Below are 25,190 nucleotides of genomic sequence, written 5' to 3' on the forward strand. Positions count from 1 at the left end.
GACCACAGCAACATGAGCAGGGCGTATAATTTTTGTGCAGGCCCGGCAACTTTGCCGGAACAAGTGCTGCTACAGGCACGGGACGAAATGCTCGACTGGCGCGGTACCGGCATGTCGGTGATGGAAATGAGCCATCGCAGCGACGAGTTTGTTGAAATCGCCGAAACTGCCGAGCAGGATGTGCGTGATTTGGCTGGAATATCAGACGATTACGCCGTTCTTTTCATGCAGGGCGGCGCCTCTAGCCAGTTTGCTACTGTGCCCCTGAATCTGCTGGGTAACTCAGCCTCCGCTGATTACGTGAACACCGGTATCTGGTCCGAAAAAGCCATCGCTGAAGCCCGTCGTTACGGCGACGTGAATGTGGTGGCCAGCTCTGCCGGGTGCGGTTTTACCACCGTGCCCGATCAGACCGGCTGGAAAACCCGTGCTGATGCGGCTTATTTGCATTACACGCCCAATGAAACCATCGGTGGTCTGGAGTTTGATTTTGTTCCCGACAGCGGCAAGGTGCCTTTGGTTGCGGACATGTCATCCAGCATGCTGTCGTGCCCCGTAGACGTCTCGAAATTCGGTCTGATTTACGCCGGCGCGCAGAAAAATATCGGTCCTTCTGGCCTCGTGGTTGTCATCGTTCGCAAAGATTTGCTGGGTAAAGCCCACGTGAAGATCCCGACCATGATGAACTATCAGGTGATGGCCGATAACGCCTCGATGTTCAACACGCCGGCGACTTACTCTTGGTACCTTACGGGTCTGGTTTTCAAGTGGCTGAAAGATCAGGGCGGCGTAAGCGCCATAGGCGAGCTCAACGCCCGCAAAGCGAAAAAGCTGTACCATTTTATTGATACCAACCCGTTGTACTCCAACCCCATTGACCCGCGCTTCCGCTCCCGGATGAACGTGCCCTTCATTCTTGCTGACGAGGCTCTAAACAGCGCTTTTTTAAAAGGTGCTGATGAGCGCCAGTTGCTGAACCTGAAAGGTCACCGGTCAGTAGGCGGCATGCGAGCCAGCATCTACAACGCTATGCCGGAAGCCGGCGTAGACGCACTGATCTTCTATATGGCGGAATTTGCCAAGGAGCGCGGTTAACCATGAGCGATGAGCAAGCTCGATTGGCGGAACTGCGCGACGAAATAGACAGTATTGATCAGCAGATTATGAAGCTGATCAGTGCCCGCGCCCGCTGCGCCCAAGAAGTTGCCCATGTAAAAATGGCCGCCAATCCGGGGCAAGATGTGGTTTTCTACCGCCCCGAACGCGAAGCCCAGGTACTGCGCCGTATTATGGAACAAAACCCGGGGCCGTTGCCCGGCGAGGAAATGGCGCGCTTGTTCCGCGAAATTATGTCGGTGTGCCTGGCCCTTGAAAAACCCATGCACATTGCCTTTTTGGGGCCGTTGGGCACCTTTACCCAGGCCGCTGCGCTCAAGCACTTTGGCCACTCGGTGGTGAGCGTGCCCATGCCTGCCATTGATGCGGTGTTCCGCGAAGTGGAATCTGGAGCTGCGCACTACGGCGTAGTGCCCGTTGAGAATTCTACCGAAGGCATGATCAACCACACTCTGGATATGTTCATGTCGTCGCCGTTGAAAATCTGCGGCGAAGTGCAACTTCGCATTCACCACCACCTGATGGTGGCGCCGCAGCACGACGGCCAGGAAATCACCCGAATTTACTCGCACCAGCAGTCGTTCGCCCAGTGCCGCCAGTGGCTGGATACCCACCGCTACGGCATCGAACGCATCAGCGTTTCCAGCAACGCTGAGGCGGCGCGCCGTGCGGCGGCAGAGCCAGGCGCCGCAGCCATTGCCGGCGATATGGCGGCAGAGCTCTACGGTTTGGTCAAGCTGGCAAACAGCATTGAAGATCGGCCCGACAACACCACCCGTTTTCTGATTATTGGCCGCGAAGCGGTTACCCCCAGCGGTCACGATAAGTCGTCAGTGCTGGTGTCTATGCGCAATAAGCCGGGCGCTTTGTATCAGTTGTTAGAACCGTTCCACAGCCACGGCATCAGCCTGACTCGCATTGAAACCCGGCCTTCGCAAACGGGCACCTGGGCCTATGTGTTCTACATCGATTTTGAAGGCCATATGGACGACGAGCCCGCTCGTAAAGTGTTGGCCGAAGTGGATGTAGAAGCGGTAGAACTCAAGCGTTTGGGGTCTTACCCTATTGGTGTGCTTTAACCCGCTTTAAGGACAAATCATGGCGATTGATTACCAGAGTCTTGCAGTATCCGGTGTTCAGGCGTTATCGCCGTATCAACCGGGTAAACCAATTGCAGAGTTGGCGCGCGAGCTGGGCCTGAATCCGGCCGACATCATAAAGCTGGCCAGCAACGAAAATCCACTGGGCCCCAGTCCGAAAGCCGTGCAAGCTGCGCAAAAAGCGATGGGCGAGTTGTGCTTGTATCCAGACGGTAACGGCTTTAATTTGAAGCAGGCCTTGGCTAAGCGTTTTACTGTAGAAACGTCACAACTGACTCTGGGCAACGGTTCTAATGACTTGCTGGAAGTGATCGCCCGTTGCTTTGCCAGTGCTGATGACGAAGTGATCTATTCCCAGTATGCCTTTGCCGTTTACCCGATTGTTACCCAAGCGATTGGCGCGCGGGGCGTGTGTGTTCCAGCGCAACACTGGGGACATGATCTGAATGCGATGGCTGAGGCGATTACCGATCGCACAAAACTTATTTTTGTGGCCAACCCCAACAACCCCACAGGCACGGTGCACGGCGCTAAAGCCTTGAAGGCGTTTATGGACAAAGTGCCCGCGCGGGTGCTGGTGGTGTTAGACGAAGCTTACTGCGAATACATGCAAGGCGAGGACGACGCCGACGGCCTGGTGCTGTTGCCCGATTATCCCAATCTGATTGTGTGCCGCACTTTTTCCAAAGCCTGGGGCCTGGCGGCGCTGCGCATTGGTTACAGTATCAGCTCTGCGGCCATTGCCAACATTCTTAACCGGGTGCGCCAGCCGTTTAACGTGGGCAGCGTTTCTTTAGCCGCGGCTACTGCGGTGTTGGGCGACGAAGCTTATCTGAATGAAGCGCGCAGGGTGAACAGTGATGGCCTGGCTCAGCTTGGTGCTGCGTTTGAGGCCATGGGATTGTCGTATATTCCGTCTACGGCCAACTTTATTGCGGTAGATGTGGGTGAACATGCCATGGATGTTTATCAGGCGCTTTTGGCACACGGTGTGATTGTGCGCCCCGTCGCCGGTTACGGCATGCCGCGACACCTGCGGGTGTCGGTGGGTCTGGCGAAAGAAAACGCGCGCTTTATAGAGGCCCTTTCCCAGACGCTGGTTGCGTCCGGGCAGGGCGCTTAACATGCCCGTAGCTCAGCCTCTGTTTCAGCGCGTTGCGATAATTGGTCTGGGGCTGATCGGTGGTTCGTTGGCTGCGGCTCTGCGCGAAAACAAGCTGGCGGAAGAAGTGGTGGGTTTTGACACCCGCGCCGACGAGCTGGCCCTGGGCGTTGAGTTGGGCGTGATCGACAGCGCTGCAGAGTCTGCTGCGCAGGCGGTCAGCGGAGCTGATCTGGTGGTGTTGGCAGTGCCAGTAAAAGCCACCCAGTCGGTGTTGCGGGAAATACAACCGGCGCTGAACGGCGATGCCATTATTACTGATGTGGGTAGTACGAAAAGTGGATTTGTAAACGATGTGCGCGCGGTTTTGGGGCATTTACCAGCAACGGTGATACCTGGCCACCCCATTGCCGGCTCGGAGAAAAGCGGCATTCGGGCGGCGAATTCGCAACTGTTCGCCAAACACAAAGTCATTTTGACGCCTGCGGATGATGCTTGCCCGCAGGCCTTGGGCAAAGTAACCGCTATGTGGCGTGCCTGCGATGCTAACGTGCTGACTATGGCTGCAGAGCATCATGACGAGGTGCTGGCCGCCACTAGCCATTTGCCTCATCTTATTGCGTTTTCCCTGGTAGATACTCTCGCCGGCGACGACCAGAATATGGATATATTCCGTTACGCGGCCGGCGGATTCCGTGATTTTACTCGCATTGCTGCCAGCGATCCGGTTATGTGGCGTGATATCTTTCTGTCAAACCGCGACGCTGTGCTGCATACGATTGACCGGTTTACCCAAGATCTCGACCAACTGCGTTCGGCCATTGCCGGCCAGGATGGGGACACTTTGTTACGGGTTTTTACTCGTGCCAGAGCTGCTCGCGAACACTTTTCAAAAATGCTCTCAGGACAGGCCTACGTGACTAACAATACAGAACATCAGGTGACCTTCCGGGCCCAGCCCGCTGGCCCAATTGTGGGAGATATTCGGGTGCCGGGCGACAAATCCATGTCGCACCGCTCTATTATGTTGGGCGCTTTGGCCGAGGGCATTACCGAAGTGAGCGGCTTTCTGGAAGGCGAAGACAGCCTGGCCACGGTGCAGGCTTTTCGCGATATGGGTGTGACCATTGAAGGCCCTAACAATGGCTTCGTGCGCATTCACGGTGTTGGCATGAACGGTTTGCAGGCGCCGCGCGGGCCCATTTATTTGGGCAACTCCGGCACAGGAATGCGGCTGTTTTCTGGTTTGCTGGCGGCTCAGACGTTTGACTCTGAACTGGTGGGTGACGCCAGCCTTACCAAGCGGCCGATGAGCCGGGTGGCCGATCCGCTGCGCGCCATGGGTGCGGTGATTGACACGGCCGAAGGTGGACGGCCACCGCTGAAAATTCGCGGCAGCCAGCCACTGACCGGAATTCACTACGACATGCCGGTGGCGAGTGCTCAGGTAAAATCTTGCCTGTTACTGGCCGGATTATATGCCGAAGGCATTACCTCAGTTACTGAGCCTGCGCCCACGCGTGACCATACCGAGCGCATGCTGGAAGGTTTTGGTTACCATGTGTATCGCAATGACGCGACCTCCAGCGTCAGCGGCGGCGGCAAGCTGCTCGCTTGCAACATTGACGTGCCGGCCGACATTTCGTCCGCGGCGTTTTTTTTGGTAGCCGGCAGCATTGCGCCAGGCTCTGACCTGACATTGCGCCACGTCGGTATGAATCCCACGCGTGTCGGTGTAATTAATATACTGCGGCTAATGGGAGCAAGCATTGACGTTAGTAACGAGCGCGCGATTGGCGGCGAGCCGGTAGCGGATATTCGCGTGCGTTACGCCCCACTTAAAGGCATCGACATTCCTGAAAGGGACGTGCCGCTGGCCATCGACGAGTTTCCGGTCTTGTTTATCGCTGCTACTTTCGCCGAAGGCCGAACCACACTGCGTGGCGCGGAAGAACTGCGGGTTAAAGAAAGTGACCGTATTCAGGCAATGGCCGACGGTTTGGCGGCCGTAGGCGTTAAAACCACGGTCATTCCCGACGGCATCATCATCGACGGAGGCCAGGCCATGACCGGCGGGATTGTTAACAGCCACGGCGACCATCGCATTGCCATGTCGTTTGCTGTGGCCTCACTGCGAGCACAAGGCGAGATTGTCATCAACGACTGTGCCAACGTTGCAACGTCGTTCCCCGGCTTTGTTGAACTGGCGCAGCAGGTGGGTATGAATATCCAAAGCCAGGGAGACGTCTGATGGGTGCGCAGCTAGCAGCGGTTATTACGGTCGATGGCCCGGGTGGTTCGGGTAAGGGGACTATTACCCAAATGCTGGCGCGCAAGTTGGGCTGGCATCTGTTGGACAGCGGCGCTCTTTACCGTTTGACCGCATTGGCGGCCGAGCGCCAGGGCGTGGCGCTAGACAACGAGCCTGCTTTGGTCGTGGTGGCTGCCGGCCTGGATGTCACCTTTGAACCCACAGCCCCTGGTGAGCCCACAAAAGTACTGCTGGCCGGAGAAGATGTAAACGCGGCGATTCGCACCGAACAATGTGGCAATAACGCGTCTAAAGTGGCGGTGATGCAGTCCGTGCGAGATGCTCTTTTGCAGCGCCAGCGCGATTTTCGTAAGGCGCCAGGCCTGGTAGCCGACGGTCGCGATATGGGCACAGTGGTGTTCCCGGACGCACCGGTAAAAATCTTTTTGACGGCCAGTGCTGAAGAGCGGGCACAACGCCGTTTTAGCCAGTTGCTGCAAGCTGGCGTCGATGTTAGTATTGCGAACGTTTTAGAAGAGATTCGGGTACGTGATGAACGGGACATGAATCGTTCAGCTGCCCCGCTTAAGCCCGCGGATGATGCGCAAGTCATTGATTCCACAGGTTTAAGCATAGAAGAGGTGTTAGGCAGGTGTATGGCAGCAGCAGGCCAGGCCTGACGGCACCTTTTTGCCATTGGAAATCCGGGAACAGCACAATCTGCCAGCCCCAGGCTGATTCCGGACTTAATTAACAGACCGTGTTGCTGGCGGCACGAGATACTTGCGTTGAACATATAGGACTCATAATGAGCGAGAGCTTTGCGGATCTTTTTGAAGAAAGCCTAAAAGAAATTGATATGCAGCCAGGTTCCATCGTCCAGGGAACCGTTGTTGATATCGATAGCGACTGGGTCACCGTTAACGCCGGACTGAAGTCCGAAGGCGTTATCCCCGCCTCCCAGTTCCTGAATGAAAAAGGCGAGATGGAAGTAGTCATAGGCGACGTTGTAGACGTGGCCCTTGAAGCAGTTGAAGATGGTTTTGGCGAAACCCGCCTATCCCGCGAAAAGGCCAAGCGTGCAGAAGCCTGGACAGTGCTTGAAAAGTCCTTCGCAGCGGAAGAAGTAGTTAAAGGTATTATTAACGGCAAGGTTAAGGGTGGTTTCACCGTTGATCTGGCTGGCATTCGTGCGTTCCTGCCGGGCTCCCTGGTAGACGTTCGTCCGGTTCGCGACACCGCGCACCTCGAGAATAAAGAACTGGAATTCAAGGTTATCAAGCTCGACCAGAAGCGCAACAACGTGGTTGTTTCACGTCGTGCCGTTCTGGAAGCTGAAAACAGCGCCGAGCGCGAAGCTCTGCTGGAAACCCTGACCGAAGGTCTGACAATTAAGGGTATCGTCAAGAACCTGACCGACTACGGCGCGTTCGTAGATCTGGGCGGTGTTGACGGCCTGCTGCACATTACCGATATGGCCTGGAAGCGCATCAAGCATCCGAGCGAAATCGTGAACGTTGGCGATGAAATCAATGTCAAGGTTCTGAAATTTGACCGTGAGCGCAACCGCGTATCACTGGGTCTGAAGCAGCTGGGTGAAGATCCCTGGGTTGAAATCAAGGCTCGCTACCCAGAAGGTAGCAGGGTCACAGCACGCGTTACCAACCTGACCGATTACGGCTGTTTTGCTGAGCTGGAAGAAGGCGTTGAAGGTCTGGTTCACGTGTCTGAAATGGATTGGACCAACAAAAACATCCATCCTTCTAAAGTTGTCCAGGTTGGCGACGAAGTGGGTGTGATGATTCTGGATATCGATGAAGAGCGTCGTCGTATTTCCTTGGGTATCAAGCAGTGTGTATCCAACCCATGGGAAGACTTCTCTGGCAACTTCAACAAGGGCGACAAAATCTCCGGTAAGATCAAGTCAATCACTGACTTTGGTATCTTCATCGGTTTGGATGGTGGCATCGACGGTCTGGTTCACTTGTCTGACATCAGCTGGAACGAGACTGGCGAAGAAGCCGTACGTGAATACAAGAAGGGCGACGAAGTTGACACCGTTATCCTGTCTGTAGATCCCGAGCGCGAGCGTATCTCTCTGGGTATCAAACAGCTGGAAAGCGATCCGTTTGCGGAGTTCGTTCAGTTGAATGACAAAGGCTCTATCGTTAAAGGTATTGTTTCTGCCGTCGATGCCAAGGCAGCTACTATTACCCTGAGCGATGAAGTTGAAGCAATTCTAAAGGCTTCCGAAATCAGCCGTGATCGTGTTGAAGATGCACGCAACGCGTTGAAGGAAGGCGAAGAAGTTGAAGCTAAGATCATCAGCATTGATCGCAAAAACCGCATTATCAACCTGTCCGTCAAGTCGAAAGACGTTGAAGACGACAAGCAGGCTCTGGATACAGTGCGTACCAAGACTGTAGAAAGCGCCTCCGGTGCGACCACCATTGGTGATCTCATCAAGGAACAGATGCAGCAGCAGAACGCCAACAAGGATTAATTTCTGAGTTGTGTTAAAAAAAACGGGCTCTAAGAGCCCGTTTTTTTTGTGTTTTTTTTCGGTGTGGCTAAACTATAGTCATGGTAAGGTAGTTTATTAACCGAATAAAAACGCAAGAGGGCAATGCCTCATGACAAAGTCGGAACTGGTTGAGTTAATTGCTTCAAAGCAGACGCAGTTGTCGGTAAAAGACGTGGAACTGGCGGTAAAAACCATCATCGAACACATGTCTCGATCTCTGGCAGATGGCCAGCGCATCGAAATTCGCGGTTTTGGCAGTTTTTCCCTCCACCATCGTGCCGCGCGAGTAGGGCGTAACCCGAAATCCGGTGAAGCAGTACAGTTACCGGCAAAATTTGTGCCCCACTTCAAACCCGGCAAAGAACTGCGCGAACAGGTCAACGAGAGCTTGAAACAGGGTTTCTGATTTTGCGTTGGGTGCCGTTTCTCAATCGGGCTTGAATGGCCTTCAGGAGTTCTATTGTTATGGCGGGATTACAGAAAATCCTGATCGTTCTGTTGGTACTAGTGCTGGTTCTGTTAGCACTGGTGTTCTCATTGAACAATCAGATGGCCGTTCCGCTGAATTTTCTGATTTTTGAAACCCGCCCCCATGGCGTAGCGATGTGGATAATCCTGGCCTTTGTGATTGGCGCTGTGGTGGGTGTTCTGATGGCCACACTGGCTACGGTAAAGGCCAAGGTGTCGCGGCGATCCCTGCAGAAAAAGCTTGAACGTACTGAACAAACACTGGAAAAAGAGCGGGCCCAGAACGACCGGACGGTTTAATGGATATGATTTTTCAGTGGCTGCTGGTTAGCACAGCAGTTGCGGTTGGTTGGGCTGTTGGCCGCTTCGGGGGTTCGCGCAACCGCAATGAGGTAATAGCAGATGAAGAAATGGTGCGTGACCGTTTGCAATTTCTGTTCACCAACTACTCCGACCAAGCCGTTGATAATTTTGTTCAGTCACTGGCGGTCAACCGCGACACCGTCAGCCTGCATTTATCCATTGGCAGCCATTTCCGCAACAAAGGCGAAACAGACCGCGCTATTCTGATTCATCAGAATTTGCTCGACCGCCCTGAGCTTCCTGCCCGTTATTCTCCTCAAGTGACCCTCGAGCTGGCTCTGGACTACCTCAATGCCGGTTTGCTCGATCGTGCAGAGACGTTATTGCAGCAGCTAATGGGCGATCGTGAATACGGCCGTAGTGCCGCAATCCAGCTGATTGATCTGTACGAACGCGAGCGTGAATGGGGTAAAGCTTCTCAGGTAGCTCACACGCTCACCCGTGGTGACGCAGACCCTGCGATGTTTAAAATTCTGGCTTATCTGACCTGCGAAAAATCTGAACAAGCATTGCGCAAAGATGACCGTTGGAGCGCTCAGCGCTTGGCCAAAGAAGCGTTGGAATTCGACCGCTCTTGCGTGCGTGGCACTTTGATACTGATGAAATTGCTGACTCGTCAGGGTAGCTTCCGCGAAGCCGGCACCATGGCACTCAAAGTGTTCGAGCAGAACCCTGACTTCGGCCCGGAAGCCATCGACCAGCTGATGAAGCTGGAACGCGAACATGGCGATGTTGGCAAGCTCGGTCGCAAGTTGCGCAAACTTTATGAAAGCTACCCCAGCACCAGCTTGTTGCTGGCGCTGGTAGAATCGGTAGAGCGCCGCTCCGGCCGCCAGGCAGCTATTGCTCTGCTTCGTGGCGAATTGGAAGTCCGCCCTAGCGTACGCGGCCTATTGCAGCTGGTTGAAATGGCCGGATACGAAAAGGGCATGACCACCGATGAAGGCCGTTTGGTCAGCCGTATTGGCGAATTGATACTGCACAACCGCTCTGTCTACCGCTGCGTAAACTGCGGTTTTGACGGCCAGCAGTTGCACTGGCTGTGCCCAAGCTGTCGTCAATGGGAAACCGTTCGCCCAATTCAGGGCGTAGACGCAGAATAAACCAGCGATCCCCCATAGACTACATCCATTCACTTTACGTCAGGAACCCTAGCGTGCAAGGCTCCCAAGCATCCCCCATCATCGTTGCCCTCGATTTCCCCTCTGATCAACCGGCACTAGCTTTGGCCGGTCAGCTGAATCCAGAAAAATGTCGCCTGAAAGTGGGTAAAGAGTTGTTCACCAGCAGCGGCCCAGCTTTAGTTCGCAAGCTTCAGCAGCGTGGCTTCGAGGTGTTTCTGGATTTGAAATTTCATGACATTCCCAACACTGCCGCGGGTGCGGTTGCCGCTGCGGCGGACTTGGGTGTGTGGATGGTGAACGTGCACGCCTCCGGTGGCGAAAAAATGATGACCGCCTGCCGCGAACGCCTGGAACGCTTTGGCACCGACAAGCCGCTGCTGATTGCAGTCACCGTACTGACCAGCATGACGGAACACGACCTCAGCGGCATTGGCATCAGTGTTTCTGCCGAAGAGCATGTGTCGCGCCTGGCCACTCTGACCAAAAACTGCGGCCTGGACGGCGTAGTCTGCTCAGCGCAAGAAGCCCCCAAGCTAAAAGTAGAGCAGGGTACAGCCTTTCAGTTAATTACCCCTGGTATCCGCCCGGCCAGCGCCGACAAAGGCGACCAGCAACGCATCATGACCCCCGCGGCGGCCTTAAAAGCTGGCTCCGACTATTTGGTAATCGGCCGCCCCATCACCCAGGCTGCTGATCCTCTGGCTGCTTTGGAAGCGATCTATGCTGAGGTGGTGGGCTTGTAGTTCGCGGTTTTTTCTGGCGCTACCACGGCAAACACCAGAACAAAAAAAACCCGCTAATCCAAAGAATTAGCGGGTTTTTAAATAGTGGCTCCCCGAGCTGGGCTCGAACCAGCGACAAACGGATTAACAGTCCGTTGCTCTACCAACTGAGCTATCAGGGAACATCGTCGTAAGACGAAGCGCGTATACTAGTCATGCCGCCTCGCCTCGTCAACCCCCTCTGGGGAAATTATCCCAGAGCTTTCTTCAGCCGTTCAATCGCGTTCGTCAGAATTTCCTGACTGGTGGCAAAACTCAATCGCATGTGCCCTGGCATTCCAAATGCTGAGCCAGGAACAAGCGCTACGCCTGCTTCTTTTAAAAGCTTTTCCGCGAACTCCACATCATTGCTTACGCTGCTATCGGCATCAATCGCGCCCTGAAAGCTCGGGAATGCGTAAAAAGTACCGTCGCCCCTCAGGCACTCAACGCCGGGCAAGGTGTTCAGGGCTTCCACCAGGTAATCGTGACGCTTATGGAATGCCGTCACCATGGTCTGCACGCAGTCCTGACTACCATCGAGTGCCGCTTGCGCAGCTGCCTGTGAGATAGACGCCGGGTTAGACGTGCTTTGCGACTGAATCTTCTTCATCGCGCCAATAACTTTGGCCGGGCCTGCGGCATAACCGATGCGCCAGCCGGTCATGGCATACGCTTTAGACACGCCGTTCAAGACAAAGGTACGGTCGTACAATTCCGGGGTGGCGTTTAGAATGTTACAAAAAGGCTTACCCGTCCAAATAATTGGCTCGTACATATCGTCGGTGGCAATCATTACGTGCGGGTACTTTTTCAGTACATCGCCCAACGCTTGCAATTCCTCGAGGGTGTACGCCATGCCGCTGGGATTAGACGGGCTATTGATGACGAAAAGTCGGGTGCGATCAGTGATCGCGCCTTCCAGTTGCTGTGGGGTGATCTTGAAGCGGGTTTCCGCGGTGCTTTTCAAAATGACCGGCTTGCCTTCGGCTACCAGCACCATGTCCGGGTAAGATACCCAGTAAGGCGCAGGAATAATGGCTTCGTCGCCGGCGTTCAGAACGGCCAGGGCAAGGTTGAAAAAGCTTTGTTTGCCACCACTTGATACCAGTATCTGGTTCGCTTCGTAATTTAGACCGTTGTCGCGTTTGAATTTGGCAATAATTGCCTTTTTCAACGCTGGAGTACCGTCGACCGCGGTGTATTTTGTCTGGCCGTTATGAATAGCCTCAATTGCAGCCGCCTTGATGTGATCTGGCGTATCGAAGTCTGGCTCACCAGCGCCAAGGCCAATAATGTCTTGGCCTGCAGCACGAAGTTCTGCTGCTATGTTAGTGACTGCTAGAGTGGGTGAGGGCTTGATTGACTGCACACGGCTAGAAAGTTGAAGGTCCAAACTTGCGCTCCTTAAAGCTGCATCTGAAAAGGGCTGTGATCGGCCGGAGTCAGCTGCGCTGGCTGAACCTCCTCCAGCCGTCGATCAGGGAGATATTAGCACGAAGCCGGCGTAACACTAAATTTCTATGTACTATCTACGCACTATATTTCGGTAAGATAGTTCCAATTTCCACGGCTTACAGAGCCATCGAGGATTTTCTCAGGTTATGGTCAACAGCTTTGAAAACGTTGAACAACCCAATGTGGGTGAGGGCGCTTTTCAGGTGCACTCACCCTACCTTCCGGCCGGTGATCAGCCTAAAGCCATAGCCGCCTTGGTAGATGGTATCGAATCCGGGCTGGCCCACCAGACCCTGCTGGGGGTGACCGGTTCCGGTAAAACCTTCACCATTGCCAATGTCATCCAGCAGATTCAGCGGCCCACCATCGTGATGGCCCACAACAAGACTCTGGCAGCCCAGCTGTATGGCGAATTCCGCGAATTTTTCCCGAATAACGCGGTCGAGTATTTCGTGTCTTATTACGATTATTACCAGCCAGAGGCTTACGTGCCGTCATCCGACACGTTTATTGAAAAAGACGCCTCCATCAACGAACACATCGAGCAGATGCGGCTGTCGGCGACAAAAGCTCTGCTAGAGCGCCCGGATGCAATCATTGTGGCGACAGTATCGGCCATTTACGGTCTGGGCGATCCGCAGTCGTACAAAAAGATGATGTTGCATCTGGATCGCGGTGATCAGATGGATCAACGCCTTATTTTGAAACGTTTGGCTGAATTGCAGTACACCCGTAACGATATCGAATTCCATCGGGCGAATTACCGTGTGCGCGGCGATGTGATCGACGTGTTTCCGGCAGAATCGGAAAAAGAAGCCATCCGCATCGAACTGTTTGACGACGTGGTAGAAAATTTGAGCTTTTTCGATCCGCTGACCGGCGAGATGCTACGGCGTGTGCCACGAGTGACGGTGTATCCAAAGTCGCACTATGTAACGCCGCGACAAAACGTGTTGGACGCTATCGAGCATATTCGGGTGGAGCTAGACCAGCGTCTGACGCAGTTGCGCGACAACAATCGCTTGGTCGAAGCCCAGCGCCTGGAAGAACGCACTCGTTATGACATGGAGATGATGCAGGAACTGGGTTACTGCAACGGCATCGAAAACTACTCTCGCTATCTGTCGGGCCGGCCCCCTGGTGAGCCGCCGCCCACATTATTTGACTACCTGCCGGCGAACGCTTTACTGGTGGTGGACGAGTCCCACGCCAGTATTCCGCAGATCGGCGCCATGTATAAAGGCGATCGCTCGCGCAAGGAAACTCTTGTGGAATACGGTTTTCGCTTGCCGTCGGCTCTGGACAACCGCCCCATGCGCTTTGAAGAGTGGGAGCGCATTGCGCCGCAGATGATTTTTGTGTCGGCTACCCCCGGTAACTACGAAGCCGAGCATCAGGGTCAAGTTGTTGAGCAAGTTGTTCGTCCGACTGGCCTGCTTGATCCAGAAATTGAAGTACGGCCAGCGTCAACACAGGTTGACGATCTGATATCACAAATTCACGCGAGGGTGGCGGTCAACGAGCGGGTGCTGGTAACCACACTCACCAAGCGTATGTCAGAAGATCTCACCGATTTTTTGATGGAGCATGATATCCGCGTGCGCTATTTGCACTCGGATATCGACACGGTCGAGCGTGTGGAGATAATCCGTGATTTACGCCGTGGCGAATTTGATGTGCTGGTGGGCATTAACCTGCTGCGTGAAGGACTGGATATGCCGGAGGTGTCGTTGGTGACCATTCTGGATGCAGATAAGGAAGGCTTCTTGCGTTCCGAGCGTTCGCTAATTCAGACCATTGGCCGCGCCGCTCGTAACATCAATGGCAAGGCGATTTTGTACGGCGACCGCATTACTGGCTCCATGCAACGGGCGATTGATGAAACGGCGCGCCGGCGCGCTAAACAGGCTGAGCACAACGAAATAAACGGCATTACGCCCCAAGGCTTGACCAAAAAAATTGCCGACGTCATGGAGGGCGCCAGCAGTGGTGGCCGTGGCCGCAACAAATCGAAGCGCCCGGGTCAGCAGGCCGCAGATGAAGCCGAACATTACCGTGCTCTGGTGGGCAATAAGTCGCCGCAGGCAGTGCTCAAGGAAATGTCGCGATTGGAAGACGAAATGTACAAGGCCGCGGCCGATCTGGATTTTGAGACGGCAGCGCGATTGCGTGATGATATTTCCGAATTAAAAGAAGCGTCGCTGCGTACCGGATAACCGCAGCAGCAGGCGGATGTTTTCGTTAGCTGACGCTTTCGTTAAACAGCGCGTTTTGGCCCCACAATCACCGCGGCTTGCAACGGCTGATTGCTGCCATAACGAGAAATCTTGCTGAACACCCGGCGGTCGATGGGCAGGTATTGCTTGTCGGCCACGGTTTCCCCCTCATCTACATCAATCTCTGGATCGTGCAGATACACAAACTGGTCGTCCATGGCGCACACGGTTACCCAGTGAGGTACACGGCTGCGGTTTAGCTGCCAGGTGCTGATCAGAATCAGTGGAATGCGCCCGTCCAGCAGCGCTTGCTCTAGCCCCGTCAGGGTCAGCGGGTCGTGATGGAGTTCAATGCCGGTTTGGCTGAGGTCGTGCATAAAGCCTTCGTGTACCAGCTCCAGCACCCGTTTTTTATCGTCGTTACGCACCGTGTCTTTAAACAGTGCGCCTTCATTGCTGATCCATGCGCTGGCCTCAAAGCCTCTTTGCCAAGCCGCTAGTGCCAAGCCGTGGGGGCCGCAGCCGCCGTGGCCAGAGAGCATGAAAATGGTGGTGGCTTCACGCCAGATTTTGAGTTCTTCCAGGGTCGTTAGTGACTGTTGTTGGTTCAGCGCCGCCATCGCCATAATCAACGCTGCGGGGCCACAGGTAAATTCGGTGGTTTGCGGGTAATAGGGTATCGGCGGGAATTGTGCGTGCGGCTTGTAAAACAGAATTCGGCGTTCAAAGCGGAGGGCGTTACCGTGATCTTCGTAATAATCGCGATAGCTGCCAAATTGGCGATAGCCCAAACGTTTATAAAGCGCAATGGCGCCGGGGTTGTCTTCTCTTACTTCCAGGCGCATTACAATGCGCCCCGCGTCCGCCGCCTCGGTCTCAGCCATTTGAACCAGCTTTTCACCGATACCTTTACCACGAGATCCAGGGTTGACGGCAATGGAATAAATGCGCGCCAGACGAGTTGCCGCGCTCATCAATACCAGGCAATAACCCAACAGGGTGTCGCCGTCGCTGGCCAGTAGTAACCGGTCCCGCGGCATTTCCAGAAAACGGCGAAAGCTGCGGCGAGAAATCCGGTCTTCATTGAAACAGCGATGCTCCAAGGCAAAAAGGGCGTCAAGATCGTCACTGACGGCCTGGCGAAGCACAATTGAAGACATAAATCAGTGGCCTGAACAGACGTACACAAGGGCATGCGCATACGCTTCCCGTATTGGCGTATTATGGGCTTGCGCGGCGCGGGCGCAAGCATTGTAGGTATGCGTAAAAGCACCGATCATATGATGATTGTAGCGTACTGAATTGCCGCGTATTGTTGCGAAAATTTACCGATGCCATCCGCTGGATGCCGTCTTTTAAAAGTAGCGCCTAAATATGTCTCGATTGTTGATTGTGGTAGATCGTGCCAAAGACTGGGCGCCGTATTACCCGAGTACCGACGTACTGACTTTTGATCAGTACCTGCAATTCGCTGCGCCAGCTTCGAGCCGGGTGCGAGTGATTAACCTGTGCCAGAGTGCCCGCTACCTCAGTCGTGGCTATTATTGTTCTCTGCTTGCAGAAGCCCGTGGCCACAACGTGGTGCCTTCGGTGATTACGCTGAACGACCTGAGCCGCAAAGGCCTGTTTTCGTTGCAGCTGGAACAACTGGACGCCAGCGTGATTCAATGGTTGGATGCGGCCATTGTGCCTACAGCGGAGAATTCTCATTCAGCGAAGGAAGTGCGCATACGCACGTATTTTGGCGAGTCGTCCCAGCCGGAATTAAAACCGGTCGCGCGTGCGCTGTTTGATCGCCTCCCGTGTCCGATTCTGGAAGTGGTGTTCAAGCGCCGTAAAACCTGGCAAATCGAATCCATGAAGCCGGCTGCGCCGGTAGATTTGCAGGAACAGGAGCAAGACGTGTTTGCCAGCTCGCTGGATCGTTTCAGCGGTATGGTGTGGCGCAAGCCCCGTGCCCGCCGAAACTATCGTTTTGATCTGGCCATTCTGGTGAACCCGGATGAGGAAATGCCTCCCAGTGACAAAGAAGCCCTCAAACGCTTTGAAAAAGCCGGTCGCAAGCTGGGCATTAACGTAGAGCAGATCACCCGTCGCGATTACATGCGCATCCCAGAGTACGACGGTCTGTTTATTCGCGAAACCACCGCTATTGACCATCACACCTACCGCTTTGCCCGCAAAGCCGAAGCGGAAGGGCTGGTCGTTATTGATGATCCGGTGTCGATTCTGCGTTGCACCAATAAGGTGTATTTGGCCGACCTGTTAAAAAACAACAAAGTGCCCACGCCAAAAACTCTGATTCTGTCGAAAGATCAGAAAGACGCGGTAGAGCAGGTGATCAATGAGTTGGGCTTCCCGGTGGTCATCAAAATACCCGACGGTGCCTTTTCTCGCGGCGTTAACAAGGCCGAAGATGAGAAATCTCTGCGCGAAGGCTTGAGGGAACTGTTCAAGCAGTCGGCGCTGGTACTGGCTCAGGAATATTTTTACACAGATTACGATTGGCGCATTGGCGTATTGGGTGGGCGTGCCATTTACGCCTGCAAATACCTGATGGTGAAGGGGCACTGGCAGATCTACCAACACACGGAATTCAGCAGCAACAGCGGCGGTTTTGAAACCATGCCCACCTACGAGGTGCCGCGTAATGTGATTCAGGCGGCGCTGAATGCAACCCGTCTGATTGGTAACGGCTTGTACGGTGTAGACATCAAGCAGTCTGGTAACCGGGTAGCGGTGATTGAGGTGAACGACAACCCCAGCATCGACGCCGGGGTGGAAGATCTGTTCCTGGGCGGTGAGCTTTACACCCTGATCATGCAGGAATTCCTGTCGCGGATGGAAGCCAACCGCCGCCGCTAAGCCGTTAAAGAGCGTTTACAGGCTGCTGCTCAGTCGGCAGTCTGCCATACCCTCAGGCTACCAAACCAAGGGAACTCGCTTAGCTGTGTGCGTAACTCGGCGCTATCGAAATCGCCCTCGCTGCCGTCTAGAAATAGCTCCAGATGCACCTTGTTTTTTAGGTAGTGCAGGCGCATCCGATTGCCAGTAGGCGCTTCAGGCGTGATCTGGTTTATGGCCTCTTGAATGATTTTGCGAGAGGGCATCAATGCCGACGTTGGGTGGTAGCTTTCATCGTCTTCCGCATCAATATGGAAGTTGATGTCACGAATGTTGCCCAGTTCTTTGCGCATAGCGCCTACCACGCGCATACCTACTTGGTGCCCTTCGGACACGCTCACGTCCGGGCGTACCACTAAATGCACATCCAATAGGATATCGTCGCCCATGCGCCTGCTGCGCAGTTCGTGCACATCACGAACGCCGTCGATATCACTGGCAATGGCAAGCAATCGCTCGGTGTCTTCAACAGAAAGGCCTGTGTCGACCAGTTCTTTCATAGAACTCCAGCCAAAGCTCCAACCCACATGGATGATAATACCTGCCACAACAACCGCTGCCAGGGTATCCAGCCACAAATAGCCCAGCATGGCGCCAATAGTAGACAGCACCACAATACCTGATGAGAAAGCATCAGTACGGCTATGCCAGGCGTTGGCAATGATCAGATCTGAACGTATCTCCTCGCCCACCTTACGGGTGTAGCGAAAAATCCATTCTTTGCCCACCACCGACAGCAGCGCCACAACCAGCACCGGCCAGCCAGGCGTGAAGGTTAGGTCGTCTGTGAATAGCCGTTGCACGTTTTCCCAGGCCAGGGCGGCGCCAACTGCAATTAGCAGGCTGCCCATTAACAAAGTGCCAAACGTCTCAATGCGTTGGTGGCCGTAGGGATGATCTTCATCCGGTGCCTGTCGAGATATCCGCATCACACCCAATACCATCAGGTCAGAGGCCACGTCCGTGAACGAGTGAATGCCATCCACTACCAGCGCGTGAGAATGGAACAAGGTGCCTACCACCATCTTGAACAGCCCCAAGATCGCGTCCAGCACCATGCCAATCACGGTAACCCGGCTGGCGGCTTGTTTTTCCTTGTCCAGATTGGCGTATCTGTCAGCGGGTGCCGGTGTCGTGTGTTCCATAGCAAATGCTCCAGAGCGCGTTTAACAATGCAAATCAAGCCTTGTCGGTCAGCCGGAATAAACCAGCGAAGGGTAGCGAGGTCTTTCAGATGTGGGCAAAGAGTTGTCGTGTTATTACGTATATAGATCAGGAAAAGTGTTTTTTCTGCTGATTTTATGTACAAGAGTGTAAGCCGATTGACAGCCAATATGGCTTGTTATTTTAAAAACCGGTCGATTACTAAGTATATAGGTTTCTGAAAATAAAGGAAATTTTAACTGATCAAAAAGTGAGCAATTAGTAGCCGAGCACTGCTTGCAAGGCGTGGAACGCGTTAAACCGGCATTTTCAACAGAGTTATCCACAGATTCCGTGGACAAGCCTGAGTGGAGCCAACCAGACAATGAGTTACGACGAAACTCGAACCGCGCCCTAACCGCGCAGGATGCTGTGGAAAACTTCCGGTATACTCCCCACACGGATTTTAGCGTGTATCTTGGCGCGTGTGTTTGAGATTATTTTTGAGCGTATTTGTAAGGGTATCCTTGAGGGTGTTTTGATGTACGGGATGATTCGCAACCTGCTGTTCAAATTGCCGCCAGAGCGGGCGCACAATCTTAGCTTGAAAGGGCTGGATGTGGCCCACCGCCTGGGCGTGCTGAAGTATTTGGCGCCGAATGTGCCTGCACACCCGGTAACGGTGATGGGTCTGGAGTTTCCCAATCCGGTGGGATTGGCGGCGGGGCTGGATAAAAACGCCGATCATATGGACGCTTTGGGCGATCTCGGCTTTGGTTTTATTGAAGTGGGCACGGTCACGCCCCTGGCTCAGCCCGGCAACCCCGAACCCCGTATGTTTCGCTTGTCCGAACATCAGGCCATTATTAACCGCATGGGTTTTAATAACCAAGGCCTGGAGCGTTTACTGGCCCAGGTAGACCGCCGAAAATTTCGCGGGGTACTGGGTGTCAATGTAGGTAAGAATAAAAATACTCCAGACCAAGACTCGGCGCTGGATTACCGCAAGTGCATCACCGCCGTGTATAGCCGCGCTGACTATATTGCGGTCAACGTTTCATCGCCCAATACACCAGGCCTGCGGGATCTGCAATTTGGTGACTCGCTGAAGCAGTTGTTGACCGCTGTAAAAGATGAACAACTCAGTTGCCAAAAAGAGCATGGACGTTATGTGCCCATCGCGGTGAAAATTGCGCCTGATATGGACGACGCTGACATTAGGTTTGTCGCAACGGCGCTGTTGGAAAGTGGACTGGATGGGGTAATTGCGACCAACACAACGATTAATCGTGACGTCGTGGTTGGCCACAAGCACTGTAACGAAGCCGGTGGCTTAAGCGGTGCGCCGGTACGCGAACCCTCATTGCGCGTCATTCGCGGACTGTACGCCGAGTTGGGTGAACGGCTGCCGATTATCGGTGTGGGCGGAATTACTGATGGTGCCAGCGCGGCGGAGAAAATTCAGGCGGGTGCCAAATTGGTGCAAATCTATACCGGCTTTATATATAGGGGTCCTGGGCTGATTGGCGAAGCGGCAGCGGCGATAAAAGCGCTGGGTTGAGGAAATGCCCACATGTTATTCATAAAAAAGGGCCCGCTAAGCGAGCCCTTTATGGGGAACTACAGTCCCCGGCGGTTTACCGCGATTTTACGGGGCGGGTGGCCCCGTTCGGTTTTATCGACTACTCATCCAGTTTTCAGATTGCTCCGATTAGTGGGTTGCGTACAACCACCGAGCTTAATTTAGTAATGTCGTTAATGATAAACTTCACCACTACGTCCATCACGCAGTGGTGACGGTGGCTAATCGATGGATGCCAGAGACACCGGTCAAACCATCCCATTGATCTGTGCGGCCTTCTCGCCACCCATTCAGCCATTCTTGACGGACTTCAGCTTGTTCAATGGGACAGCTATCTTTCGATTTACCGGACACTCCTGCGAGATAACCCCGCTTGAATGCTCGAGCGACCATGTCTCTTTTCTGTCTTTTCATGCCGTTCCTCACTGATGGATTAACAGAAACAAGCGTGTACACATTCTGCCGAGGCAGTGACAAACATAGTGGCGAAATGATTTTCGCTACAACCCACTATTGCCAGCTCACACCAGAGCAGTCAGGATCCTGTTACTGGGGGCAATTGCCCCGAAACGACGCGTCAAGTACAAGGTATGCCGAACTGACTGTTAAAGTACAACACTATTTCGAGCTAAAAAGTCTATTTTTTAGACGCTATACGCATAAAAATTAGCCCTAAAGTGGTTAATGAGCCCAATTCCAGAAACTTAGCCGTCCCGATAAAACCAGGAGTTCAACTTGTCCCTACCTCTCTTTTTTGTAACCTGCCCGAAAGGCGTTGAATATTTGCTGGCGGACGAGCTGGACGGCTTCGGTCTAAGCCTGGTTCGCCACGCGCCTGCTGGTGTGTGGGTGGAGGGCACGTTGGAAGGGGGGTACCGTACTTGCATGTGGTCACGCCTGGCGAACCGAGTCATCTTGCATGTGGCGGAAGTCGCCGCAACCAGCGACGACGAGTTGTATGACGGCGTGGTGCATCTGGATTGGCAGCAACACATTGCGGCTAGCGGCAGCTTCAAAGTGAATTTTATTGGCGAGAACGAAGCTATTCGCAATACCCAGTATGGCGCACAACGGGTGAAAGACGGCATTGTCGATCGCTTCACGGCCAACGGAGGTAAGCGCCCGGCGGTGGAGGGCAAAACGCCCGATGTGATTGTGTCGGCGCGCTTGCACCGCGGCCTGTTAACGTTGGGTATTGATTTGAGTGGGCACAGCCTTCATCAGCGCGGCTATCGCGAAGAGCAGGGCCGGGCGCCGCTGAAGGAAAATTTGGCAGCTGCGCTGCTGATTCGGTCTGGCTGGCCCGAAACAGTCGCCGCCGGCGGTGATTTTATTGACCCAATGTGCGGCTCCGGCACGCTGTTGATTGAAGCTGCGCTGATGGCTCTGGACATTGCGCCGGGCCGCCGTCAGGACGGTTTTGGTTTCGAAAAATGGCTCGGCCACGATGCTGAGCTGTGGATGTCGCTACGCCAGGAAGTGGAACGCCGTGCCCATGCTGGCAAACAAGGTCGCATACCCCGCATTGCCGGCTTTGACGAAGATCGCCGGGTCTTGTCAACGGCACGCAACAACCTGCAGAGGGCAGGGCTAGATAGCATTATTGAGCTCACAGAAATACCGCTGCAAGAGCTTGAACTCAACGGTGACTGGGCCGAACAGGGCTTGGTAGTGACTAACCCTCCTTACGGTGAGCGTCTGAGTGAGCGCAAGTCACTGGCAGAAATTTATCAGGCCTTGGGCGCGGCGGTAAAACGGGTAACGCCGAACTGGCGCCTGGGAGTGTTTACCGGAGCGCCGGAATTCGGCAAATCCATTGGCCTGCGCAGTTTCAAACAGTACAAGCTGTTCAACGGTAAGCTGCCGGCCCAGCTGCTGCTGTTCACGGTAGATGAGGCCAGCGCGCGTATTCCGAAAGATCCGGCAGCGCCGGGTGAAATTCTACCGCGCATTGCCAACGAAGAACGCGCCGCCATGCTGGCGAACCGCTTGAAAAAGAACGTTAAAAGCATTGGTCAGTGGGCACGCAAACAGAACATCAGCTGTTACCGCCTGTATGACGCCGACATGCCGGAATACGCATTGGCGATTGATATCTACAATGACTGGGTGCACGTGCAGGAATACATGGCGCCCAAGACCATCGACGAGCGTGCTGCTCGTGAGCGTCTGTCAGAAGCCCTGGCGGTGATCCCCGAAGCGCTGGGTATTCCGCGTGATCGCTTGGTGTGCAAGCAGCGCTTGCGTCAAACCGGCACCAATCAGTATGAAAAGCAGGCGGCCAGCGGCGAGTTTTCCCAGATACAGGAACACGGCTGTACGTTAAAAGTGAATTTGAAAGACTACCTGGATACCGGTTTGTTTCTAGACCACCGCCCGCTGCGCCAGTGGATTCAGCAGAATGCCCGTGGCAAACGCTTTCTGAATCTGTTCTGTTACACCGGCGCGGCCACGGTACACGCGATTGCTGGTGGTGCCAGCCGCTCTCTGAGCCTGGATATGTCACACACCTACGTCAGCTGGGCTAAAGATAACCTGGAACTGAACCACGCTGATCCGCAAAAGCATCAGGTGGACGCGGTAGATTGTCTGGCCTGGCTGGCAAGCAAGCCCAAGCCTGACCAGCGTTTTGATTTGATTTTTATGGACCCACCCACTTTCTCCAACTCGGCGAAAATGATTGGGGTTCTGGATATTCAGAAAGATCACGCCAAGCTGATTCGCCAGGCCATGCAGCGTTTGACCAATGATGGCTTGCTGGTATTTTCCAACAACTTCCGCCGTTTTAAGCTAGACGACGAAGTCAGCGCGGAGTTTGCGGTTGAGGAGATCAGCAAAAGCACCATCGACAAGGATTTTCAGCGCAACCCGCGTATTCACCGCTGCTGGAACATACGTCACCCGCTGCAAGCGCGAGATAAGAGCGCCTTCTACGTTGGCTAAGGCTGAGGGGGCAGGGCCAGACAAGGGATAGATTTGAAATCTGTCCCTTGAGGATCAAGATCAGGATAGGGGACGGATTTCAAATCCGTCCCCTAAGAATCTTCTCCCTCAGAATCGGTCTCTTCGACGAATCCGTCGTCGCCCAGTACGCCGTAGTGTTGGGCCAACATTAGCAGCGCATACACGCCGTTTTCCGGCAGTTGCGGTTCCAGACCTTCCTCGATCAGCAGGGCGCGGCGTTCGTCTTCCAGGGTTTCGCTGTCTACGCCGGTGATCAGGTCGGTGATCGGTGCGATTTCAAAAGGCGCATCTTGGCCGATCGCCGTGAAAATCCGGTCGATCAGAATTTCGTCCGGATCCAAACCGTCTACGTAAACCGTCTGGTCAGGCAAGTCCTGGTGCAGTTCGCGGGTCAGTTCTATCAGTGGCACGCCCTGTTCTTCAAGGTAGTTCAGGTCGATATCGCCGGTATCGCCGTCTTCTGGCAGCCAGTCGTCTTCTGGTGCAATAACCACGGTTTTCATGGTGCCATCCACCAGTGACCAAGCCATGGCAGTGGGGAATAGGGTGTCGTCATTCTGATAGTATTCAATATCGAGAAAACACGGTTTGGCCAAGGGCTGGGCTCCTGTAGGATTGGGGATCTGGGTCTGCATGGCACACTATTGCCACTATTATTATTGAATTAAGGACACCATGGAACATATTGATTTCAACAACGATCTGCTTTCGTTTCTGAACCAGTCACCAACGCCCTGGCACGCTGTCGCTACCATGAAAAAACAGCTGGACAGCTCGGGTTTTCATCCTTTGGATGAAAAAGACGACTGGTCGCTGCAAGCCGGCAACGGTTATTACGTCATTCGCAACGGCTCGTCGATTGTGGCTTTTCGTACTGGTAATACGGACACAACCAAAGCCGGCGTGCGCATGGTTGGCGCACACACTGACAGCCCGTGCCTGAAAGTAAAGCCCAATCCGGTACTCCGTCGCAAAGGCTTCTTGCAACTGGGCGTTGAAGTCTATGGCGGTGCCTTGCTGAACCCGTGGTTTGATCGTGATCTTTCTCTGGCCGGGCGAGTCACATACGGTGACTGCAATGGGCAAGTGCAAGATGCACTGATCGACTTCCGCAAGCCGGTGGCGTTTATACCCAGCCTGGCCATTCATCTGGATCGCGAAGCAAACAGCAACCGCACGGTGAACCCTCAAACCGATTTGCCTCCGGTCCTGATGCAGGTGCCTGAAGATGACACCACCGATTTTGCCAGCCTGCTGATCACTCAGCTGAAAGCCGAGAACGGCGTTACCGCCGAGCGTATTCTGGGCTACGAACTGAGCTTTTACGACGTGCAGCAAGCGGGCTTTGTAGGTCTGCGCAATAACTTTATTGCGTCAGCGCGGCTGGATAATTTGTTGAGCTGTTACATCGGCTTGCAAGCATTGCTGGAAACAAGCGGTGAACAGCCGGCGTTACTTGTGTGCAACGACCACGAAGAAGTGGGCAGTATGTCGGCTGAAGGTGCCCAGGGGCCTTTTTTAAGCTCGGTGCTGGAGCGCTGGTGTGGCGCAGGAAAAAGCCGTGCGATTGCCCATTCAATGATGATTTCGGCGGACAACGCCCACGGCATTCATCCGAATTTTATGGACAAGCACGACGAGAATCACGGCCCTCAGCTAAACGCTGGCCCGGTAATCAAAGTAAATCACAATCAGCGTTATGCAACCAACAGCCGGTCGGCGGCTGTGTATCGTCACCTGAGTGACCAGTTGGGCCTGCCCCACCAGACCTTCGTGGTGCGCAGTGATATGGGCTGTGGCAGCACCATAGGACCGCTGACAGCCGCGAATCTGGGCGTGACCACCCTAGACATTGGCGTGCCCCAGCTTGGTATGCATTCCATTCGCGAGATGATTGGTTCCGACGACGCCTATACGTTGTTCAAAGTATTGACCGGTTTTTATCAAAGCCCCCAGGTTTTTTGACGGCCAGAATAAAAAATGCCGCTGATTCTTTCGAATCAGCGGCATTCTAAAATAATTGGCTCCCCGAGCTGGGCTCGAACCAGCGACAAACGGATTAACAGTCCGTTGCTCTACCAACTGAGCTATCAGGGAACAGCATCAAGTCGGCG

20 protein-coding genes and 2 tRNA genes are annotated in these 25,190 nt (G+C 54.2%); 15 read left to right on the top strand and 7 right to left on the bottom strand.

The genetic code is table 11. The features are described from left to right. The first annotated feature begins 12 nt into the window (after positions 1-12). From serC to pyrF, 10 genes are all read left to right on the top strand, one after another. A complete protein-coding gene (gene serC, locus ABA45_RS07165) occupies positions 13-1,095 on the top strand; it encodes a 3-phosphoserine/phosphohydroxythreonine transaminase (RefSeq protein WP_048384944.1) in 1,083 nt (360 codons plus the stop codon). Positions 1,096-1,097: 2 nt separating this feature from the next. Continuing rightward, positions 1,098-2,195 carry a prephenate dehydratase gene (gene pheA, locus ABA45_RS07170; protein WP_048384946.1) on the top strand — a complete coding sequence of 366 codons (1,098 nt, stop codon included), beginning with the start codon at positions 1,098-1,100 and terminating at the stop codon, positions 2,193-2,195. A gap of 19 nt (positions 2,196-2,214) precedes the next feature. Beyond that, positions 2,215-3,339, top strand: a complete 1,125-nt coding sequence (gene hisC, locus ABA45_RS07175; RefSeq protein ID WP_048384948.1) for a histidinol-phosphate transaminase — start codon at positions 2,215-2,217, stop codon at positions 3,337-3,339. A 1-nt stretch (position 3,340) separates the two neighbouring features. Continuing rightward, the gene (locus ABA45_RS07180) at positions 3,341-5,569 is read left to right on the top strand and encodes a bifunctional prephenate dehydrogenase/3-phosphoshikimate 1-carboxyvinyltransferase (protein ID WP_048384951.1); all 2,229 of its coding nucleotides are present in this window, start codon (positions 3,341-3,343) and stop codon (positions 5,567-5,569) included. Beyond that, the gene (cmk, locus tag ABA45_RS07185; protein ID WP_048384953.1) at positions 5,569-6,249 is read left to right on the top strand and encodes a (d)CMP kinase; all 681 of its coding nucleotides are present in this window, start codon (positions 5,569-5,571) and stop codon (positions 6,247-6,249) included. The genes ABA45_RS07180 and cmk overlap by 1 nt, the downstream gene beginning before the upstream one ends. Positions 6,250-6,377: 128 nt before the next feature. Then, positions 6,378-8,072, top strand: a complete 1,695-nt coding sequence (gene rpsA, locus ABA45_RS07190) for a 30S ribosomal protein S1 (RefSeq protein ID WP_048384955.1) — start codon at positions 6,378-6,380, stop codon at positions 8,070-8,072. Between the two features lie 130 nt (positions 8,073-8,202). Then, complete coding sequence (locus ABA45_RS07195; RefSeq protein ID WP_014870821.1) at positions 8,203-8,499, top strand: integration host factor subunit beta; 297 nt, start codon at positions 8,203-8,205, stop codon at positions 8,497-8,499. A gap of 59 nt (positions 8,500-8,558) precedes the next feature. Next, positions 8,559-8,861: a LapA family protein gene (locus ABA45_RS07200; RefSeq protein ID WP_048384957.1), complete on the top strand. Its 303-nt coding sequence runs from the start codon at positions 8,559-8,561 to the stop codon at positions 8,859-8,861. Then, positions 8,861-10,027, top strand: coding sequence for a lipopolysaccharide assembly protein LapB (gene lapB / locus ABA45_RS07205; RefSeq protein WP_048384959.1), 1,167 nt, complete (start codon positions 8,861-8,863; stop codon positions 10,025-10,027). The genes ABA45_RS07200 and lapB overlap by 1 nt, the downstream gene beginning before the upstream one ends. 53 nt (positions 10,028-10,080) lie before the next feature. Further along, positions 10,081-10,791: an orotidine-5'-phosphate decarboxylase gene (pyrF, locus tag ABA45_RS07210; protein WP_048384961.1), complete on the top strand. Its 711-nt coding sequence runs from the start codon at positions 10,081-10,083 to the stop codon at positions 10,789-10,791. Between the two features lie 85 nt (positions 10,792-10,876). Here pyrF and ABA45_RS07215 read toward each other — a convergent pair. Together ABA45_RS07215 and ABA45_RS07220 are read right to left on the bottom strand one after the other, a co-directional pair. Next, positions 10,877-10,952 (bottom strand) — tRNA-Asn (locus tag ABA45_RS07215). A gap of 68 nt (positions 10,953-11,020) precedes the next feature. Next, positions 11,021-12,205 (bottom strand): pyridoxal phosphate-dependent aminotransferase, encoded by a 1,185-nt coding sequence (locus ABA45_RS07220; protein ID WP_048384962.1) that lies wholly within the window; start codon positions 12,203-12,205, stop codon positions 11,021-11,023. 208 nt (positions 12,206-12,413) lie between these two features. Here ABA45_RS07220 and uvrB point away from each other — a divergent pair, with 208 nt between their 5' ends. Then, complete coding sequence (gene uvrB, locus ABA45_RS07225) at positions 12,414-14,483, top strand: excinuclease ABC subunit UvrB (protein ID WP_048384963.1); 2,070 nt, start codon at positions 12,414-12,416, stop codon at positions 14,481-14,483. A 41-nt stretch (positions 14,484-14,524) separates the two neighbouring features. On the opposite strand, the gene rimI is transcribed toward uvrB, so the two are convergent. Then, positions 14,525-15,643: a ribosomal protein S18-alanine N-acetyltransferase gene (gene rimI / locus ABA45_RS07230; RefSeq protein ID WP_048384964.1), complete on the bottom strand. Its 1,119-nt coding sequence runs from the start codon at positions 15,641-15,643 to the stop codon at positions 14,525-14,527. 214 nt (positions 15,644-15,857) lie between these two features. Here rimI and ABA45_RS07235 point away from each other — a divergent pair, with 214 nt between their 5' ends. After that, a complete protein-coding gene (locus ABA45_RS07235; protein WP_048384965.1) occupies positions 15,858-17,348 on the top strand; it encodes a RimK family protein in 1,491 nt (496 codons plus the stop codon). 29 nt (positions 17,349-17,377) lie between these two features. On the opposite strand, the gene ABA45_RS07240 is transcribed toward ABA45_RS07235, so the two are convergent. Next, positions 17,378-18,532, bottom strand: a complete 1,155-nt coding sequence (locus tag ABA45_RS07240) for a cation diffusion facilitator family transporter (RefSeq protein WP_048384966.1) — start codon at positions 18,530-18,532, stop codon at positions 17,378-17,380. Between the two features lie 539 nt (positions 18,533-19,071). Here ABA45_RS07240 and ABA45_RS07245 point away from each other — a divergent pair. Beyond that, positions 19,072-20,091 carry a quinone-dependent dihydroorotate dehydrogenase gene (locus ABA45_RS07245; protein ID WP_048388774.1) on the top strand — a complete coding sequence of 340 codons (1,020 nt, stop codon included), beginning with the start codon at positions 19,072-19,074 and terminating at the stop codon, positions 20,089-20,091. Positions 20,092-20,313: 222 nt separating this feature from the next. On the opposite strand, the gene rmf is transcribed toward ABA45_RS07245, so the two are convergent. Then, positions 20,314-20,526, bottom strand: a complete 213-nt coding sequence (rmf, locus tag ABA45_RS18455; RefSeq protein ID WP_014870831.1) for a ribosome modulation factor — start codon at positions 20,524-20,526, stop codon at positions 20,314-20,316. A gap of 321 nt (positions 20,527-20,847) precedes the next feature. On the opposite strand from rmf, the gene rlmKL reads away from it, so the two are divergent. Continuing rightward, positions 20,848-23,055, top strand: coding sequence for a bifunctional 23S rRNA (guanine(2069)-N(7))-methyltransferase RlmK/23S rRNA (guanine(2445)-N(2))-methyltransferase RlmL (gene rlmKL, locus ABA45_RS07250; RefSeq protein ID WP_048384967.1), 2,208 nt, complete (start codon positions 20,848-20,850; stop codon positions 23,053-23,055). Between the two features lie 92 nt (positions 23,056-23,147). Here the strand turns inward: rlmKL and ABA45_RS07255 are convergent, their stop codons facing one another. Next, complete coding sequence (locus ABA45_RS07255; protein WP_014870833.1) at positions 23,148-23,672, bottom strand: hypothetical protein; 525 nt, start codon at positions 23,670-23,672, stop codon at positions 23,148-23,150. 79 nt (positions 23,673-23,751) lie between these two features. Here ABA45_RS07255 and ABA45_RS07260 point away from each other — a divergent pair, with 79 nt between their 5' ends. Further along, positions 23,752-25,041 (top strand): M18 family aminopeptidase, encoded by a 1,290-nt coding sequence (locus ABA45_RS07260; RefSeq protein WP_048384971.1) that lies wholly within the window; start codon positions 23,752-23,754, stop codon positions 25,039-25,041. 56 nt (positions 25,042-25,097) lie between these two features. On the opposite strand, the gene ABA45_RS07265 is transcribed toward ABA45_RS07260, so the two are convergent. After that, positions 25,098-25,173: transfer RNA gene (locus ABA45_RS07265), tRNA-Asn, on the bottom strand. Positions 25,174-25,190 lie beyond the last annotated feature (17 nt).

Source organism: Marinobacter psychrophilus (genome assembly GCF_001043175.1).
In the GTDB taxonomy this organism is placed as follows: domain Bacteria; phylum Pseudomonadota; class Gammaproteobacteria; order Pseudomonadales; family Oleiphilaceae; genus Marinobacter; species Marinobacter psychrophilus.